Genomic DNA, 19445 nt, shown 5'->3' on the forward strand with positions numbered 1-19445 from the left:
GCTATAATTGGCACAAAATTGGGGTAAAATTGAAACATGTCAAAAGATAAAGTAAAAGAAACTAACGGAGATGAGGTTTTAAAGGCAAGTGATGTGCAAAAATGCGCTGGTATTTCTTATCGCCAGCTAAATGACTGGGATTCTAAAGGCATTATATCTTCTTCAAGAAAAAAAAAGGCTGGTTGGCGAACTTTCTCTACAAAGGAAGTTTTTATGCTGATGATCTGCAAGGAAATTAGAGATAAGTTTGGCACGCCTTTAGAATCTCTTGGTTTCATTAAATCATTTATGCTACAGGATAAAGCTGATCATTTCAGATATGCTTTGGAGATGATGGCTCTTTATGGATTAAATGTCTATCTGCTGACAGATCTCAAAGAAACTTTCATAATGGATAATGAGTTGGAGTTCAGGGATTTATTCAAATTAGGCTTTTTTAGGGGAGAGGAGTCAAAAAGTTATATTTTTATCAGCATCAATCCAATTGTTAATCGTATGTCAGAAGCAAGAGGTATCCAGACCTTTAAAGCGGACGGTCGTCTTGTTATAGAGTTAGACAAAATGGCAGCTAAAGGCTTTGAATTGCAACAGATTTTACAAGGTGGTAATTACTCTAAAGTAATCATTCAGCTTAAAAATGGTCAAATTTTTCAAGTAGATACTGAAGAAGAACTGGGAGAGGAGGAGAAGGAAAACTTAAATAGAGAATTGATGAAAGTGTTTGGATCGGAGAAATACGGAAATCTCATGCTAAAAATGCATGATGGGGAAATCACGAGAGCAACCCGAACCTTACACAAAAAAGTAAAAAAGGCGACAGAAAGAACCTGAGCCAAGTGAATTAGTTAATTGTCCGAAGCGACAGAGAGACCCTGAGTGACGGACTTAATGGCGTAGTAAAATAGCGCCTTGGGTTTATATTATGCTCTCTGTCTCGGAATGTCGCAAAAGACTAAAAAATTCACATTTAACAGACTTACAAATAGAACTAATACGGGACTCTCTTTATCAATTAGCTGAGATAATCGTATTAGGCTATGAAAAGGAAAAAAATGACAACGGAAAAACAGATAATGGCAAATCGGAAAAATGGTTTACTGGGCGGTGTAAAGACAGAAGAAGGAAAACAGATATCCCGTCTTAATGCAGTAAAATATGGCTTTTTCAGTAAAATCCTAATTGAAGCAGACAAGTTGTCAAATCAGGATTTATGTGAGGATATTTATAATGTTTTTAAACCTAACAATGCCTATGAGGCTTTACTAGTGGAGATTATTCTCTCTAATCTTCTTACCTATCGTCGTATATGTATCATTGAGAGTGAACTCACGCAAAAGACCTTAAAAAGTAATCCTCTTGAATTCTCATTTGGCCAGAAATCTTTTGAATGTAAAATGGAACGTGATTTTACAGCTGAATTACTGAAGTTCCAGCGGTATAAAGTATCATGCTTCAATATGATAATCAAAACACAACATGAGTTGGAACGACTCAGACGTATAAATAGCGGAGAAGAAATCCCTCCGCCGGAGGTTAGTGATATTAACATATTAGTCAGTACTAGTCAGTAATTCGGTTCGTTCTGAAAAATCATTATTGAGAGAAATGGGTAATAATCAATGATACGGGAATTGATTTCAAGTCATCTTTAGATACGAATGGAAAAGTAATATAAAATATTTTTGGAATATGTAATGAAGGCAATAATCTACTGTAGAGTGTCTACAAAAGAGCAAGCTGAGCAGGGTTTTAGCCTTGAAGCACAGGAAAAAGACTGTAGGAAGTTTGCTTATAATAATGGTTATGATGTAGATAAGGTCTTTATTGAAAGAGGTGAGAGCGCAAAAACCACTGAAAGAACACAGCTACAAAAACTAATCAAATATGCGGTCGAAAACAAAAAAAGCCTGTCCTTTTTAATTATATGGAAATATGACCGTCTTGCCCGTAATCTTACCGATCAAACACTTCTTGTAAAAAATTTTACCTCATTAGACATTAGGGTTCTATCAGTTACAGAGAACAATGAAGATAATTCTGTTGGGCGACTAATGAGGAATATTATTGGTTCATTTGCTCAATATGAAAATGATGTCAAAACTGAGAGAACAATTAATGGGATGAAACAAGCAGTTCAACATGGAAGATGGTGTTGGAAAGCTCCTATTGGCTATAAGATGTCAAGAGATGCCGAAAATAAGCCTTTATTAGTTCCCTCAGAGGATAGTCGATTCATAGTTGAGATTTTCGAGCTATTTGCCTCTGGTCTTCATAGGCAAACCGAGATTGTAGATAAACTAAAAAAAGAGGGTCTTAAGAATATATCTAAACCTCTAATAAATAAGATTCTAAGGAATCCTCTTTATGCTGGATTAATTAAAGTCAGTTGGTTTCCAGACTACATTAATGGACTGCATAAACCACTTATTTCGCAGGAACAGTTCTTCAAAGCATACGCCATCCTTCATGGAAAGAAACCAACAGTAACAACAAAAAGTAGAAATAATCCTGACTTTCCGTTGCGTAATTTCGTTCGATGTCCAAAATGCGATCAGAAGCTAACGGCAGGATGGTCTACTGGGAGAAAAGGGGTAAAGTATCCCTATTATCATTGCCGGACTAAAGGTTGCTCTTTGAATATCAGGAAAGAGGACTTCGAAAGGAAGTTTCTTGATTATCTGACGTGTTTTCAACCTAACGAAGAAGTAATGAATTTATTTGAAGAGATCGTTTTGGATGTTTGGAAAACAAAGCAAGCAGAAATGATTAAAACTGAAAATCGTATTGAAAGAGAGCTAAAGGATTTAAAGGAAAGAAAAAACAGAATCGATGATTTGGTGATAGATGGGGTTTTTGACGAGGGAACTTATAGGGAAAAGTCAGATGCATTAAGAGATGAAATGTTACTGAAGCAAGTCGAGTTAGACGATTCAAAAATTCACTTTGTTGATTTTGAAGAGTGCTTAAAATACTGCAAATATGTTCTGTCAAATCTCGGAAGTTTTTGGGAAAATGCCGATATTGACCTACGGCAACGGTTCCAAAGTCTTATATTTCCTGAAAAACTCTATTATGAGAGCAAAACTTTTAGAACCACAAAAATTCCCTATATTATCAAAAAGTTACAGGACAAAAGTCCCGAAAAATTGCATTTGGCGTCCCCAAGGGGATTTGAACCCCTGTCGCCGGCGTGAAAGGCCGGTATCCTAGGCCAGACTAGACGATGGGGACGCAAAACTCCACTAATTTTAATCAGACTCTCTTGCTCAGATTCTCTCGCCTTTCGCCTTTCGTTCGATATCACCCCCGCCCCGAATCACGTGATCCAGATCGACCGGAGGCCGAAAGAAAATTCCGAGAATTCCATAAACTAGTAATATATCAAAAAATTTGGAAAATACCAACACTTTTTTTATAAAAAGGCGCAAATTTCTTTTAGGCCGTACAATGAACGGAAAAACCGTAAAATTTCTTTGAATTATTTTTATCGATGTGATATTGGACAGATACTAAAAGAGTAAAGTATTTTAATAAAATATCCTGATATAGTGATCGTGAAATGTCTAAAAAAACGTCTGATGACAGAGGCGTTACGAAAAGGTTGAAGGAAAACCCCGTTAAGGCCCTCGGGAGTTTCATCTGTGACCCCTATTCGTACATCCTCCTCATATCCTTTTTCGAGACCTCCTTCAACTATTTGAGAAAAGGCTACGTCTCGGTCTATATGGTCCTTCTCATCGCCGGTTTTCTCATCCAGTTTTACCGCCTTCTAAAAGCCAGAGAGCTCTTCGGACTTGTAAAGAGCGAGCTGGCTTACCGGTTTATCCTGCCGATGTCCCTCTTCATCGTCCTCCTGGCGGTCTCCCTTATAGGGGCCCAGTCTCATAAAGTGGGCGTCCACTTCATCAAAAACTATATCGGCTCCGGGATGCTCGTCTTTCTCATCGCGACAAACATAAAAAGTACAGATAAGATAAAGAGGGTCCTGACCCTCCTCTCCATTATGGCCGTCGTCAACGCCGTCTTCGGGATGCTTCAGGTCTATGTGAGCTCCCGCTTCTACCTCGTTCCCTACCTCTACCCAATAAAAAACGCCTTTTATTTTAATTCCGCGGTCTTGCCGAACGCCTTCGGGCTCTTCATGATGAACTTCAACTTCGGCTTCACGATTATGCTGGGAGCGCTGAATATTCTGTCAAGGTTCTTCAACGAAAAGAGAACGGGGTGGAAGATCATCTTCTTCTTGGCCTGGGCTGTAGTCCTTTACGGTTACCTTATAAGCTTTTTGAGATCGAGCATAATCGCGCTTCTCCTCGGCGCAATTGTAATCGTTGTTGCGACCGTATTGATTAACAGAGGGAGAGGCGCCTCCCCCTCTCTGGTCAAGAGGCTTTTGGCGATCTCCCTCGTTACGCTGATAATAGTCCCGTCGATCTTCGCCCAGGTTCACTTCTTCAGCAAGAGGGATAACATCATCACTAATAAATATAAGGAACGGATCATAAGATCGAAAGTGGAATCGGACGAGGCAAGGATCGTCCTTTACAAGCTCGGCCTTCGGATATTTCTCGACCATCCCTTGAAGGGGATCGGCATTGGGAACTATAAGACGGAAAAGGTAAAATATCTAAAGGATTCTGATGTAAGTAATATAGAGGTTATCGGCAAGCTCGATTCCCACAACGTATTTATGGAGATATTATGCGGGGCGGGGATTTTAGGCCTTATCACTTATCTCTACTTGATGCTCTTTCCGGTTGTCAGGAGCGTGAAGGTTATTTTTAAAGAGAAGGTCACGGATGACGCCCGTGTTATCTACATACTCCTCCTGGCGTATTTCTGTGCCGCCCTCTTCGATTCCAACTTCCATAACTTCTTCTTCGAGAATATGCTCTGGATCGGGATCGGCCTTTTCTACTCTATGGAGTTGAAGGGGAGGGAGCGGGTCGGGTCCACAAGCGAGTCTCGCTGATTAGGCGCTTCGGTTGACGTTTCATAGGGGGCTGTTTCGGTTAAGCATTGATATACCCACACGGCTTAAAAAGCCACAGCCTGCGGCAAACACTCGGGTCGAAAGGGATCTCCCGCCTCACGCCGCTCTCTTAATGTATCGAAATGTTTTTCAGCCAGAAAAATCGCCGTTTTGGATATTACAATTCACCTTCATCGGTAAGGGAGTTTTTTCAAAAACCTGACCGTAAACTTCCGGCCTGTCACCTTGGGTAGGTCAAACGACATTTTGTCAGTACAGATTCTGCAATTTTGTTGATAAGTCGCTTGAAAAAATGTAATATTGAGTTCCCTTTGAGTGGCACGGGGAGAAAGTCGAAAGTAGTGGGAGGCGATTTGCATTTTAATCGGGGGATCGGCCGACGGGCTTTTGAGCCGGCAAAGATGTTGTTTAATAAAGAGACATGAAGCTTCGATATTAATAATAAGTAAATAGATTTTTAAGACATTAAAAATGAGAGGAGGCTTGATATGAAGATAGGACTGCCGGAGCTTGTGTGGTACGGCAATACCACCCTCGAGATAGACCTCCCGGACGAGTGGGACGTGGAGATATGTCCCATGCGGGGGGCGGGCAGAAGGCCTCTTACCCCGGCGGAGATGGAGGAGGCGATAAAAAAACCGATCGGCTCTCCTGGATTGAAGGAGCTCGCCAAGAACAAGAAGAGCGCCGTCATAATATTCGACGACATCACAAGGCCCACCAGGGTCTACGAGATAGCCCCTATGGTTATCCGGGAGCTCGTCTCCGGGGGGATCAAGGAGGACGCAATAACGTTCGTCTGCGCCCTGGGGAACCACGGCGCCCACACGAGCCACGAGTTCAGGAAGAAGCTGGGGACCGACATATTGGAGAGGTTTCGTGTCTTCAACCACAACCCTTACGAGAACTGCGAGTACGTGGGGGAGACCTCCCGCGGGACAAGATTGATGATAAACAGGGAGGTCATGGAGGCCGACATCAAGATCGGGATCGGCTGCGTTACCGCCCACGCAAACGTAGGCTTCTCCGGCGGGGGGAAGATACTCCTGCCGGGGGTCGCCCACTATGACAGCTCCTCCCACTACCACATCGAGGTAAACGCCCAGGCGCCAGAAACGACGGGCCTCGGCAAGTTCGATAACAATGTCCTTCGCTTCAACATCGAGGAGGCGGCGAGGATGGCGGGGCTCGATTTCAAGATAGACGTGATCGTGAACGATAGGGGGGCCACTACGGCGCTCTTCGCAGGGGACTTTCTGGAGCAGCACGTAAAGGCCGTTGAGCTGGCAAAGGACGTCTACGCCGCCGAGCCGAGGCCGAGAAACAAGGACCTCGTCATTGTAAACGCCTTCGCCAAGGCGAACGAGATGGCGATAGCAATCCTATGCGGAGGTCTCGGGCTTGAGAACTTCACCGGCACGATCGTGGTTATCGCCAACGCCCCGGAGGGACAGGTCGTCCACTACCTCCTCCGCTCCTTCGGCAGGAGCTACGGCGGGAGGCAGTACCCGGCCGGTACGATACCCCCGTCTTTCAACGTCATCATCATGGCCCCATACATGGACAGGAACTTCGGCGACTGGCTCTCCAATCCGGAGGCGATTACGTGGACGAAGAGCTGGGACGAGACGTTGAAAATCTTAAAGGGATCGTTCGGTGACGGGAGCAGGGTGGCTGTGGTGCCAAACGCTACCATGCAGTATTACGACTCGTAAATCTGGTTTTCACCTTAAATATCGAAAGGCATTTAAAAAGAATTATTAGCAAGACGGTTTGTAAAGGGGCTTTCGGCCGCAATTGGGTGCACTTTAAAGACAGATGATTATAAAAATAGGAGGAAATCGATGAAGGTGATTAGCCTGAAGGACGTTGAGAAGATAAGGCCCGAGATGGAGGGGGCAGAGGGTGTCTTGAAGCAGGTCCCTATCGGTTTGGCGGATGGCTCCCCGAACTTCTCATTTCGGGTGTTCACCATAGAGCCGGGCGGCCACACGCCCTACCACACGCACCCCTTCGAACACATCAACTATGTCATCGAGGGCCGGGGGGAGATAATCGACGGGAAGGGTGACGCAAAGGCCGTCTCCCCGGGTGACTTCGCCCTGATAAAGCCTAACGAGAAGCACCAGTACAGAAACTCCGCTGACGCCCCCCTCATGGTTATCTGCGCCGTCCCTAAGGAGTACGAGTGACTGCCGGTGCCGGTGAGCCGATAGATTTAAGTGATATAAAGAAAGCTTCTGGAGGCTCTTCACGCATCAGGTTTTGAACAATTCAATTGGTAAATATCACCCCGCTTACCTGAAACCCTAATCCCTATATCCCAAATCTGCTGCAAATCGGTTGCAATTCGGAGATTTTATTGCTAAACTATAGTTAGGGGGGAGACACTGTCTATCCCCCGTTGTGTAATTGTAGGAGACACGCTGTAGACGTTGAAGAGGTGCGATAAGTAGCAGTATGGTAAAAAAACCGGTTATCTTGATCATCATGGACGGATGGGGGATAAGGGAAGGAGCCGAGTATAACGCAATCGCAGCGGCCGAGACGCCCAACGTGGACGCCATGATAGCGAAATACCCATTCACGACGCTCGGGGCGAGCGGATCGAGCGTAGGACTCCCGGACGGCCAGATGGGAAACAGCGAGGTCGGCCACCTGAACCTGGGCGCGGGGAGGATCGTCTATCAGGATTACACAAGGGTGAACAAGGCGATAGAGGACGGAAGCTTCTACAAGAACGAGGCCGTCCTTGATCTGATCGACAAGGTGAAGAGAAGCGGCGGCGCTCTCCATATCATGGGGCTTTTATCGGACGGGGGCGTTCACAGCCACATAGAGCACATCTTCGCGGCGGTTCGGGCGGCGAAGGAGGGCGGGCTGAAAGAGGTATACTTCCACGCCTTTCTTGACGGCAGGGATACCCCCCCCACCAGCGGCGCCGGGTATATGTCCCGGCTGGTGAATTTCTTCAAGGCGGAAAAGATCGGGGCGATAGCATCAGTCGGCGGCAGGTACTGGGGGATGGACAGGGACAACCGCTGGGACAGGGTTAAGAAGGGATACGATGCGATAGTCTTGGGTGTGGGGAGATTGGGGGAAGACCCGGTCGGCGCGATAGAGTCGGCCTACAAGATGGGAGAGACGGACGAGTTCGTTCAGCCCACGGCCATCGTAAAAGGGGGCAGACCGGTGGGGCCGATAAAAGATGGCGACGGGGTCTTTTTTGTAAACTTCCGGGCGGACCGAGCCAGGGAGATCACGAGGGCGCTGACGTTTCCGAGCTTTAACGGCTTTATCAGAGAAAAGGTGCCGACCCTCGCGGGTTTTCTTACCATGACCGAGTACGAAGACGATTTCGGTCTGCCGATGGCGTTTCCGCCCATCGATCTAAAAAATATACTCGGCGAGATAATAAGCGGGATGGGCGAGAAGCAGCTCAGGATAGCCGAGACGGAGAAGTACGCCCACGTCACCTTTTTCTTCTCCGGCGGGGTGGAGGAGGAGTTCCCAGGCGAGGCGAGGGTGCTTATTCCCTCGCCGAAGGAAGTGGCCACGTATGACTTGAAGCCGGAGATGAGCGCCCGGGAGGTGGCGTCTGCCGTGATCGACCGAATCGATCAGAAAAAATTCTCCCTTATAGTCCTGAACTTTGCCAACCCCGACATGGTGGGACACTCCGGGGTGATGGATGCGGCGGTTGTGGCTGTGGGCGTCGTAGATGAGTGCGTGGGAAAGGTGGTCGAGGCGGCAAGGCGGGCGGGATACACGGCCCTTATTACCGCGGACCACGGAAACGCCGAGGAGATGTGGGATTACAAAAACAATATGCCCCATACCGCCCACACAACGAATCGCGTTCCGTTTATTGCGGTCGACGACGAATTTGTCGGGCGATCCCTCAGGTCAGGGATCCTGGCGGACGTCGCCCCCACGATCCTTGCGATTATGGGGATTGCGGCTCCCGCGGAGATGACGGGGTCATCCCTCTTGGAGTGACCGGACGTCGACGGACACTATCTCTTTGAAGAAGAAACCTTTTTCAAGGCCGGAAAAAATACTCCGGTTCTTCTTTTTGTGTTGCGTGTTTTTTATTGATTTGCAGATCCCGATGTGTGAAAATTCGACGCCTAATATAGATTGAAAGCCGATGAGTTTGACCCATCGAAGGGATTTGACGGTTTTATTGATATTATCTGTTATTTTGGGATGAGAATATGTGTTTTGATCTTCTGATGAACTCCTTATTGACTGCTATCGGTTTTGTGCTTCTTATATGGGGTGCGGGTCTCCTTGTCAACGGCGCGGTGAGCCTGGCCAAGAGGGCCGGAATATCAAACCTCGTCATAGGGTTGACGCTCGTAGCCTTCGGGACGTCCGCCCCGGAGCTTGCGGCCTCGCTGAACGCCGCACTCAAAGGGATCGGTGACATCGCCTGCGGCAACATCGTGGGGAGCAACATCGCAAACCTCGGCCTCGTTATGGGAGCGTCGGCGATATTCATGCCGATCGCCATAAAGAAGAACACTGCCTTCTGGGAAATCCCCTTTGTCATCATACTCAGCGTAGTCTTCTGGCTCATGGAAAAGGACCTTCTCTTCAACCGCTTTGACGGAGTCGTCTTGATAATCCTCTTTCTGGTATTTACGATCTACTGTATCATAACGGCAAAGGCGGATACCGATGTCGAATTGGATATGATAGAGATAGAAATTGTCAAGGAAAAGTCCCTTTCGATCTCCAGGGCGTTCTTCTATGCGGCCTCCGGGATCGTCTTTCTGGCGGCCGGATCGGACTACCTGGTCAAGGGCGCCACGGGGCTCGCCGTCAACTTCGGTGTGTCGGAGGCCGTTATCGCAGTCTCCATAGTGGCGCTCGGGACATCTCTCCCGGAGCTGATAACCTCCGTGATTGCTGCGTACAAGGGGGAGGGCGACATCAGCATCGGTAACATACTGGGCAGTAATATCTTCAACTTTCTCATCGTTGGTGGAGTTTCGGCCCTGGTCAGGCCGTTTACCCTCTCAAGGCGGATATTTGCGTTCGACACGCCTGTAATGCTCTTCATAACCGTTATCCTCTTCACTATCGTGACCACAAGGAGGAAGATTGGGAGGATAGAGGGGGTCTTTTACGTTCTCTTCTACTTCGCCTATATCGCCGTTGTCTATATCTTCCCCGACGGCCTCTTTATATCTAAATAGGAGTGTCTTTGGTATTCTGTTTTTTATAGGGAATTTCCAATATCTGGATGACGCCGGAGGGGCCTTGAGGGGGGGTGGGGGGAAAGAGGCTCGTCCGTTTTCCCCTGACCTCACGATTTATGTCCAACTGCGGTGGCGATAAAGATATTAGGTAGATACATTAAAACATTAATATTTAGGCCCGTGAAGAGATTCACGGGCCGTTTTATTGTTAGGGGTATCATTTTGGCTTCAATCACCCTTCGGTTCTTAGGGAGGCCGTTTACGAAGAGGTCTTTTCATTTTTTTCTTGACATAGAAAAAGTTCCTATATATACAAGAGATATATATACTTTGTATATATATCTCTCTACGGAGGAATACTGCGTACAGACGTGAGGGGGTGCTATGGAAGACAGGTTGGTCAGCAACATGACATTCAGGGTGATGCTCTTGGGCATTAACGAGATAGTGGGGCAGAACGGCCTCGACGTTGTCCTAAACTTCACCGGATTGACCAAATACAGGAACGCAATCCCGCCCAACAACGACCTCGTCGAGGACTGCTGGATATCTGAGGCGACCGGGCTCGACAAGGGGATCGAGGAGATATTCGGCGGCAATGGCGCCGCGGCGATCCTCGTTCAGGTGGGGAAAAAGCAGGCGGTCTGGGGCCTCGAAGAAAACGGGGAGGTGGCGGGACAGCTCAAAAAAACCATGGATGGCAAGGGCGATTTCGAGCGGATAAAGATGATCCTCACAATAACCGCTACGATCATCTCCGCCCAGATGAACACCGAGGTATGGATCGAGGAGGATGATGACGCCGTGTACTACTGCGACAAGAGCGCAACTCACTGCTTTAACCGAACCAGTATATTGCCGGTCTGCTTTGTGACCGTGGGCTTTCTCCTCGGGCTGGTCGAGTGGGCCACCGGAAAGAACGACTGGAGGGTCAAGGAGACCCGATGCATGGCCCTCGGCGAGGAATACTGCGCCTATCGTGTTTCGAAGAGGGTGGAGCACTGAAGCGGGGGCCGATAGATAATCCGTTTGTCGCCTTGTCTTTGGGGCCGTTCAAATAGACGGTCGTTTATACCAATTCTCGATTACTATCTAGGGAAGAACTGTAATTTTCCAAGGGGGTTGAAAACCTCCCTTTTTATTGACTTTCAGATCCAATCATCAAAAAATCCCATTTCAAGCCATAAGTTTTTCGAAAAACAGGTTGAAACCGGCAAAACCGTAGTTATATTATAGTAAAGCAGTAAGGATTTGAGACAGTAGAGCTGAATTTCTCTTTGTCCGGTCAATATTAAAGAAAAACCTTAAGGTAAAAAACCATGAAAGAGGAAGAGATAAAAAATAGACTTAACCCCCAGGAATACCATGTATTGAGGGAGAGGGGGACGGAGCCCCCCTTCAGCGGGAAATATTACAAAAACAAGATGAGGGGGGAATACTCGTGCAAGGTCTGCGGGAATAAGTTGTTTGAGTCTGAAACAAAGTTCGATTCGGGCACCGGCTGGCCGAGCTTTTTTGACGTGGAAAAAGACTCCGTTGAGCTTAAGCAAGACAGGAGCCACGGCATGGTGCGCACCGAGGTCGTCTGCAAGAGGTGCGGGAGCCATCTGGGACATTTGTTTGACGACGGGCCGAGGCCCACCGGAAAGAGGTACTGCATAAACTCGGTCTCCCTCGATTTTACGGGAGACGAGACGGAGACTAAGAGGGCGGCGTTCGGGGCGGGGTGCTTCTGGCAGGTGGAGGAGGTCTTCAGAAACGTCAAGGGCGTCGTCAATACGACGGTCGGGTACGCCGGGGGGGACAAGGAGAACCCGACCTACAGGGAGGTCTGCGGGAACAAGACCGGCCACGCGGAGACACTCCTCGTGGAGTACAACCCGAAGGAGGTCTCGTACAGGGAGCTTCTCGACGTCTTTTTCGCCCTGCACGACCCGACCCAACTGAACAGGCAGGGGCCGGATATAGGGAGCCAGTACAGGTCGGTGATATTTTTCTATGACAAAGCGCAGAAAGACGAGGCGCTGAAAGCAATAGGTGAAAAACAGAAGAAGTGCAGCAAGAAGATAGTCACCGAGGTCGTACCGGCGTCGAACTTCTACAGGGCGGAGGAGTACCATCAGCGCTATCTGGAGAAGAGGGGAATGAAGAGCTGCGGCATTTAGACGAAGCGGGCGGGGTGCTGTAAGTGCCTTATTATCGGCGCTGAGAGGCAATCCGGCCTTCTATGAAATCGAACGGCTAAATTAAGCATATCCTGTAGCTCCCACATTTGTGGACGTGGTTAGTCAGATATAACAAAGGGGGGACAGACTCCCGTCTGCACCCCCTAAATTTCTTTATTTCAAGAACTACACGCTCTTAGACATTACTTTTTAAAATTTCTTCTACCTCGGATTCCCATCTATCAGCGTTTGATGTAACATCCCTTCAATTCCAAAATCCCTTTTATTACACCTTCCTGTCCCTCCCCTCCCAGAACGGGGCGCGAAGCTCGTGCTTTAAGACCTTGCCCAGGGCGCTTCTCGGGAGCATATCCACGAAGTCCACGCTTTTAGGCTTCTTATAGCTGGCGATGTTCGCCTTGCAGTGTGAAATAACGTCCTCTTCGGTGATCTCCGCTCCCGGGGTCTTTACCAATATCGCCTTTACCGACTCGCCCCACTCGTCGTCCGGAACGCCGATCACTGCCACCTCGAAGACGCCTTCCAAGAGGAGGATCGCCTCCTCCACCTCCCTCGGGTAGATGTTCTCGCCGCCGGAGATTATCATATCCTTCTTCCGGTCGGCGATGAAGAGGTAGCCGTACTCATCGAAGTATCCCATGTCCCCAGTGTAGTACCAGCCGTCCCTTATGGCTTCGGCGGTGGCATCCACCATCTTGTGGTATCCCTTCATGACATTGTCGCCCCTCCCTATGATCTCGCCCGTCACGCCCGGCGGGCAGTCATTCCCCTTTTCGTCGATGATCCTCACCTCCACGTTGCTGATGGGCCTGCCGGCGGACCCGAGCCACTTTACCTTGTGCTCCGGCCCGTCCAGGACGTGGTCATCGGGGATGAGCATGGTGAGCGTCGGGCTCATCTCCGTCATCCCGAAGAACTGGATGAAGTCGCACTTGAACTTCTCCAGGGAGCGTCTCAGGAGATCGACCGGCATGGGGGCCGTGGCGTAGATCACCTGCCTTAGGGAGCTGAGGTCGTACTTGTCTATGTCCGGGTGGTCGAGGAGGAACTTGAATATCACAGGCGTGAACCCGACGGCGGTGATCTTCTCGTCCTGCATCGTCTTTAAGACCGTGGGGATGTCGAAGGAGTGGATGAACGTCACCTTTCCTCCGATCAGAACGAGGTTGATGAGGACGAAGATGGCTATGTGAAAGATCGGCAGCAGCCCGAGGACGTTCATGTCCCTTGTCATCTCCATCTCGATTATTGTGCTTACCGCGTTTGCCATCATGTTCTTATGGGTGAGCATGACCCCCTTCGGTCGTCCCGTCGTTCCGCTCGTGTAGAGCTGGAGGAAGGTGTCGTCCATCGAGACTTCGACCAAAGGCTCGTCCGCGGGGTATTTGGCTATCAGCTCCTCGTAGTCGATCATCTCTTCGTCGATTTTGCCGTCAACGGCTATATATTTCAGCTTCTTAGGTATCTGCTCCTTCGTCGGCCCATAGAGGTGCTCGAACCTCTTGGAGAAGAGGACGATATTCGCCTCCGAGTCGTCGATCAGAAAGGCCAGCTCCTTGGGGGAGAGGCGCCAGTTCAGGTTTGTGGATACCGCCCCGATTTTTGCCAGGGCAAACAGGATCTCCCCGTAGTGGTTGGAGTTGTGGCAGACGACCGCCACCCTCTCGTCCTTTTTCACACCCATCTCCAAAAGGGCGTGGGCGAGGCGGTTCGTCCTGTCGTTAAACTCCTTGTAGGTGAGCCTCGTCCCCTCGAATACGACCGCCTCCTTTTCCGGAAACCACTTCGCGGCTCTTGTAAGGATATCGCCGATAAGCATAGTAAACCTCCAATATAAGAATCAAAATCTTAATATCTATAATCCAAAAATCTACTTCAGTACAAAATAAAAAAGCCTTATATTTTTATTCTTTCACAATCGCCTTGTTGAGCCTTTCCATTACCTCCTCCGCCTCGGAGACGATATCTTTTACTATTTCGTTGATGCCCTTTATCTCATCTATGAGTCCTATCCCCTCACCCATCGATATGAGGCCCATATCCACATCCCCCTTCTCGTTTGCCGCCTTTCCCATCTTGTCCGCCGCAAAGGTCAATAACTCTTCCATGGTCCCCCCGTCCGCCTCTATCTCGGCGAGCTTTTTCGCCGCCTCGTTTTTTATCGACCTCACCGGCATCGAGATCGATTTCAGAAGTACCATGGTGTCGGTCTCCGCGGCCTTTGTTAACCACTCCTTATAGTTTTTGTGGATGCCGGACTCCTCCGAGGCCAGAAACCTCGTCCCCATCAGCACCCCCTCGGCTCCTAAGGCCAGGGCCGAAACAAGGCTTTTCCCGTTCGTTATGCCGCCCCCGGCGATCACGGGTATCTTTAGAAGCCTCGACGCTTTGTTGACCAGTATCTGAGTGGTTATCTCCGCCCCGCCCACGTAGCCGGCGCACTCAAAGCCGACCACTATAACGGCGTCAACGCCGATATCCTCCGCCTTTTTTGCGAACCTCACCTGGGGGACCTTGTGGATTATCGGGATATTCGCCTCTTTCAATATCGGGACGAAGCGGTCAGGGGCGCGGCCGGCGGTCTCGAATGCGGCTACCTTCTCTTTAATCCCCAGCTCGAGAAAGTCCATGACGATTTCGCCCGGGTCCACGTTCGGGAGAAGAGAGATGTTAAGGCCGATGGGGCCGTCCGTCAGGTCTTTCGTCTTCCTGATCTCTTCTCTGAGCTCGCCGACGCCCTTGAACGAGGCGGTGGGAATGAAGCCGACCCCCCCGGCGTTGGCCACCGCGGCCACCATCTTTGAGAAAGACACCCAGTGCATCCCTCCCATCAGGATGGGATATTTTATCCCGAGAAGTTCGGTTACCCTTGTCTTTATCATATGACCTCCAGAACAGCTTTGGATTGGAATCAAAAGAGATCTCGGCAAGATTGGAAACAAGCTCCAAGTTCCCAATAGCCTTACCAAAATAGGTTATGGCTGTCAACCTTTTTCATTTAAGTTTTTACCTTAATGACAAAAAGGGAAAAAGTTTTTTAAAACACGGTTTTTCAAAACGTCTTGAATTTTCGTTATGTTGCTTTACGCCCTTGACAAAAGGGGAAAAAGACAATATTGTTTTGTTGTCGTATTTGCGTTTTATTGGATCTCTTCGAGAGCGATCGTTTTTTAAAAATGGAAAAGGAGCTGAGCAAAATGTCGAAGGATGTTGTTTTGACGGAAAGAGACGGCTTAAACCTGATCGTTACAATAAACAGGAACGAGAAGAGGAACGCACTGAACGAGGATATAATATACGGGCTTCGGGATGTCTTTGAGAGCATCAAGACCGACTCTCAGGTGAGGTGCATTATCGTAAGGGGGGAGGGAAAGGGCTTTTCAGCCGGGATAGACTTCAGCTTTCTTGCGGGCCTCGGGCTTATCGGGGGGAGCGGGGACTTGGTCCGCTCCAAGATCGCAGAGGCGCAGTCGATCATCAACCTGATAACTGATATCGAGAAGCCGGTGATCTACGCGATCCACGGTTTCTGCTTCGGAATGGCGCTGGAGGTGATACTCTCCGGCGATTTCCGGATAGCGAGGAAGGGGACCGAGTTCGGCATTCAGGAGGTGGCCGTAGGATTCATCCCGGACGTGGGGGGGATAACGAGGCTGACGCGGCTTTTGGGGCCGGTAAAGGCGAAGGAGCTCATAATGACCGCGAAGATCATCGACGCCGACGAGGCGAAGGAGATTCAGCTCGTCAACGATGTGGTTCAGGACGAGATGGAGGGGGCCCTAGCACTGGCGTCACAATTGAACAAGAACGCACCGCTGGCGGTGGGGCTGGCAAAGAAGCTGATCAACCGCGGCCAGCACATGGATACCCGGTCATTCTTGGAGCTGGAGGCGATAGGCCAGTCGACGCTCATGCACACAAATGACGTGAAGGAGGGGATAACGGCAAAGCTGGAGAAGAGGGAGGCAAAATTTAAGGGGGAGTAGGATTTCCCGGTCGGGACGGTTTTTGTTTCAAGACGATGCCCCGAGACGGTTTTTTATATTCAAAATTCGTTTTGATGGCCTATTTAATTGGACATTTCCGCGTGGTGTCGCTATTATATTAACTTAACTGTTTCAGCACGGTTGTCCGGGCACGATGGATTTTTGTCCGGCGGATTTCTCGATGAGGGGGGCCGCAATTATATGTATATCGTGGCATCGTTTTGAAACTGGTTGGTATAAAGCTGATATGTCAATATGTTAGTGGATTAAAGTGAAAGGTTAGAGCTATGGCAAAGAAATACGAGGTATTCGAGGTCGAAAAGAAGGATCATGTCGCCTGGTTGTTCATGAACCGCCCCGAAAAGAGAAACGCCGTGGGGAAGATCTTCTTTAAGGAGATATTGGAGGTCATGGGGGAGCTGGAGGACGACGACGATGTGCGCGTGGTGATCCTGGCGGGGAGGGGAAAATGCTTCACCGCCGGGACCGACCTCTTCGACCTGTTCAGCGAGGTCCCCGGGATCGCCGAGAAGGGCGTTATGGGGAGGAAGCGCTACAATCTGGTGAAGTTCATCATCGACGGGCAGGAGTCGATATCGGTGTTCGACAAGTTCAGAAAGCCCGTGATAGCGGCCATCCACCACTACTGCATAGGGGCGGGCGTCGACATCATCACGGCGTGCGATATAAGGCTCGCCACGGAGGACGCCCTGTTTTCCGTCAGGGAGGCGAGGCTCGGGGTCGTGGCGGACGTGGGCACGCTCCAGAGGCTCCCGAGGATCGTGGGGGAGGGCTACGCAAAGGAGCTGACCTATACGACAAAGGACATCAGCGCCAAGAGGGCAAACGAGATAGGGCTTATAAACTGTGTCTACAAGGACATCGACGCCCTGTACGCCGGGGCGGAGGCGATGGCGAAAGAGATCGCCGAGCAGTCGCCGCTGGCGGTCATGTCGGCGAAGGAGGTCATGAACTACTGCAGGGACAAGAGCGTTGCCGACGGACTGAACTACGTGGCCCAGAGGAGCGCCAACATCCTCCCCTCGGAGGACATCTTTGAAGCCTTAAAGGCGTTTACCGAGAAGAGAAAACCTGACTTTAAGGGCGAGTAATTGAGATTAATTCTATAAAAGACATCCAATTTAAAAAAGGATAGAAATTTATTTAATTAAATTTAGGGAGGAGTAGATGAAAGAGAAGTTATGGTATAAGTCTTATGCGCCTGGGATTGAGAAGAACCTCAAGTACGAGAAGGTCACAATATCTAATGCTCTGACGAGGTCAGCGGAGAGATTTCCCGACAACGTGGCCATCGACTTCATGGGAAAGCGGATTACCTACAAAGAGCTCAACGGGATGGTAAACCAGTTTTCAAGGGCGCTCCTTGACCTCGGTGTCAAAAAGGGGGACAAGGTCGCGGTATGCATCCCCAACATACCCCAGCTTATCGTGGCGAATCTCGCAATATTCAGAATAGGAGCGGTGGCGGTTCAGAACAATCCCCTCTACTCCGAGCGGGAGCTTCAGTACCAGCTTGACGACTCCGACTCAACCGTAATAATCACCTTTTCTCTCCTCGTGCCCCGGGTCCAGAAGATCATGTCGGGGACGAAGATAAAGAAGATAATAGCGTGCCACATTCACTCATATCTGCCCTTTCCGATAAAACAGCTTTTCCCGATAGTCAAAAAGGCGATGTATCGCAAGATCGAGCCTACCGAAGACCTATTGATCTTCAAAGACCTTATAAAAAAATATTCCACGGAGCCGGTCAAGGACGAAAGCAAGTGGGACGAACTTTCAACTCTTTTGTACACCGGCGGAACCACGGGGGTCAGCAAGGGGGTTATGCTCTCCCACGCGAACATCAGCTCCAACGTCCAGCAGATCGTCGGCTGGTTTACAGACATGGAGCCGGGGGTGCACCAGATGGTGGGCACCATACCGGTGTTTCACTCGGCGGGATTTACCGTGGTTCAGAACGTTAATATCTGGCAGGGATGGGAAAATATCTTGATAGCGAGGCCGGAGGCGGAGACGATCGCTAAGATCGTAAAGAAATACAAGCCCTCGATACTCCCAGGCGTCCCGACTATCTTCGTGGGACTTCTGAACAACCCGAAGTTCAGGAGCATGGACCTCTCTTTCATAAAGGGATTTTTCTCCGGGGCGGCACCCTTGGCGATGGATACGATAAGGGACCTTAAGGAGCTTACCGGCGCCACGATGGTGGAAGTCTACGGAATGACCGAGGCGTCCCCCGTGGCCACCGGCACCCCCTGGGGCGGGGAGATCAAGGCGGGGACGGTGGGGATTCCGTTTCCGGACACCGATGTCAAGATAGTCGACGTGGAGACCGGGAAGAAGGAGATGAAGGTCGGGGAGTCGGGCGAGATAATCATCAAGGGACCGCAGATAATGATGGGCTATTACAAAAAGCCGGAGGAGACCAAGAACTCCCTCAAGAACGGGTATTTCTACACGGGAGACATCGGCGTATTCGACGAGGACGGCTACCTGAAGATCGTCGACAGAAAGAAGGACATGATAATAGCCGGCGGCTACAACATATATCCGGTGGAGTTGGACAACACCCTCTTCGACCACCCGAAGATCCTCGAGGCGTGCACCATCGGGGTGCCTGACAAATATCGCGGCGAGACGGTAAAGGCCTTTATCGTCCCGAAGGCGGGGGAGACTCTGACCGAGGAGGAGGTGATCGCCTTTTGCAAGGAGAGGCTCGCCGCATATAAGGTTCCGAAGATCATCGAGTTCATGGACGAGCTGCCGAAGAGCGCCATAGGAAAAGTCCTGAGACGGGAGCTCAAGAAGATGGATCTCGAGAAGGCTGGGAAGTAAACGACTCCTCACCGCTTGATGGTTTTTTAGAGGATGGGACGGACCTCTTTTACGATTTGCTTCAGTGGGGGGATGTTGTTTGAGATAGGCCGATGATTCGACTTCAACGGGAGAAATCTTAAAGGGCAGGCAGGTGTTATCTTAGACATTTTGAATCAGGGAAAATCGAAAGGATAAGACGCTTCAACATAAAGCAAAGGAGGTCTGTTTGTAG

At 49.4% G+C, this 19445-nt stretch carries 15 protein-coding genes, 1 tRNA gene and 1 pseudogene; 14 read left to right on the top strand and 3 right to left on the bottom strand.

What is annotated here, in order from left to right:
- Window positions 1-36 precede the first annotated feature (36 nt).
- From JW984_10520 to JW984_10535, 4 genes and pseudogenes are all read left to right on the top strand, one after another.
- On the top strand, window positions 37-831 hold the full coding sequence (locus JW984_10520; protein MBN1573617.1) for a MerR family transcriptional regulator: 795 nt from the start codon (window positions 37-39) through the stop codon (window positions 829-831).
- Window positions 832-1052: 221 nt separating this feature from the next.
- Complete coding sequence (locus JW984_10525; GenBank protein MBN1573618.1) at window positions 1053-1571, top strand: hypothetical protein; 519 nt, start codon at window positions 1053-1055, stop codon at window positions 1569-1571.
- Between the two features lie 123 nt (window positions 1572-1694).
- Window positions 1695-2150: pseudogene (locus JW984_10530) on the top strand (recombinase family protein).
- 225 nt (window positions 2151-2375) lie between these two features.
- Window positions 2376-3194, top strand: coding sequence for a zinc ribbon domain-containing protein (locus JW984_10535; protein MBN1573619.1), 819 nt, complete (start codon window positions 2376-2378; stop codon window positions 3192-3194).
- Here JW984_10535 and JW984_10540 read toward each other — a convergent pair.
- Window positions 3154-3231: transfer RNA gene (locus tag JW984_10540), tRNA-Glu, on the bottom strand. The genes JW984_10535 and JW984_10540 overlap by 41 nt on opposite strands.
- A 328-nt stretch (window positions 3232-3559) precedes the next feature.
- On the opposite strand from JW984_10540, the gene JW984_10545 reads away from it, so the two are divergent.
- The 7 genes from JW984_10545 (at window position 3560) to JW984_10575 (ending at window position 12365) form a co-directional block, all read left to right on the top strand.
- Window positions 3560-4972: an O-antigen ligase family protein gene (locus tag JW984_10545; protein ID MBN1573620.1), complete on the top strand. Its 1413-nt coding sequence runs from the start codon at window positions 3560-3562 to the stop codon at window positions 4970-4972.
- A gap of 509 nt (window positions 4973-5481) precedes the next feature.
- Window positions 5482-6708, top strand: a complete 1227-nt coding sequence (locus JW984_10550) for a DUF2088 domain-containing protein (protein ID MBN1573621.1) — start codon at window positions 5482-5484, stop codon at window positions 6706-6708.
- Window positions 6709-6837: 129 nt separating this feature from the next.
- Window positions 6838-7185, top strand: a complete 348-nt coding sequence (locus tag JW984_10555; GenBank protein ID MBN1573622.1) for a cupin domain-containing protein — start codon at window positions 6838-6840, stop codon at window positions 7183-7185.
- A gap of 268 nt (window positions 7186-7453) precedes the next feature.
- Entirely contained in the window at window positions 7454-8992 is a 1539-nt protein-coding gene (locus JW984_10560) for a 2,3-bisphosphoglycerate-independent phosphoglycerate mutase (GenBank protein MBN1573623.1), read from the top strand.
- A 218-nt stretch (window positions 8993-9210) separates the two neighbouring features.
- Window positions 9211-10197 (top strand): calcium/sodium antiporter, encoded by a 987-nt coding sequence (locus JW984_10565; GenBank protein ID MBN1573624.1) that lies wholly within the window; start codon window positions 9211-9213, stop codon window positions 10195-10197.
- Window positions 10198-10584: 387 nt separating this feature from the next.
- Window positions 10585-11205, top strand: coding sequence for a 4-vinyl reductase (locus JW984_10570; protein MBN1573625.1), 621 nt, complete (start codon window positions 10585-10587; stop codon window positions 11203-11205).
- Between the two features lie 314 nt (window positions 11206-11519).
- Window positions 11520-12365, top strand: a complete 846-nt coding sequence (locus tag JW984_10575) for a bifunctional methionine sulfoxide reductase B/A protein (GenBank protein ID MBN1573626.1) — start codon at window positions 11520-11522, stop codon at window positions 12363-12365.
- Between the two features lie 286 nt (window positions 12366-12651).
- Here JW984_10575 and JW984_10580 read toward each other — a convergent pair whose 3' ends face one another.
- On the bottom strand, window positions 12652-14205 hold the full coding sequence (locus JW984_10580) for a long-chain-fatty-acid--CoA ligase (protein MBN1573627.1): 1554 nt from the start codon (window positions 14203-14205) through the stop codon (window positions 12652-12654).
- 85 nt (window positions 14206-14290) lie between these two features.
- Window positions 14291-15265, bottom strand: coding sequence for a nitronate monooxygenase (locus JW984_10585; GenBank protein MBN1573628.1), 975 nt, complete (start codon window positions 15263-15265; stop codon window positions 14291-14293).
- Between the two features lie 318 nt (window positions 15266-15583).
- On the opposite strand from JW984_10585, the gene JW984_10590 reads away from it, so the two are divergent.
- From JW984_10590 to JW984_10600, 3 genes are all read left to right on the top strand, one after another.
- On the top strand, window positions 15584-16372 hold the full coding sequence (locus JW984_10590) for an enoyl-CoA hydratase/isomerase family protein (protein MBN1573629.1): 789 nt from the start codon (window positions 15584-15586) through the stop codon (window positions 16370-16372).
- Between the two features lie 287 nt (window positions 16373-16659).
- Window positions 16660-17484, top strand: coding sequence for a crotonase/enoyl-CoA hydratase family protein (locus JW984_10595; GenBank protein MBN1573630.1), 825 nt, complete (start codon window positions 16660-16662; stop codon window positions 17482-17484).
- A gap of 76 nt (window positions 17485-17560) precedes the next feature.
- A complete protein-coding gene (locus JW984_10600) occupies window positions 17561-19231 on the top strand; it encodes a long-chain fatty acid--CoA ligase (protein ID MBN1573631.1) in 1671 nt (556 codons plus the stop codon).
- The last annotated feature ends 214 nt before the right edge of the window (window positions 19232-19445 follow it).

It is taken from the genome of Candidatus Zymogenus saltonus (genome assembly GCA_016929395.1).
Taxonomy (GTDB): domain Bacteria; phylum Desulfobacterota; class Zymogenia; order Zymogenales; family Zymogenaceae; genus Zymogenus; species Zymogenus saltonus.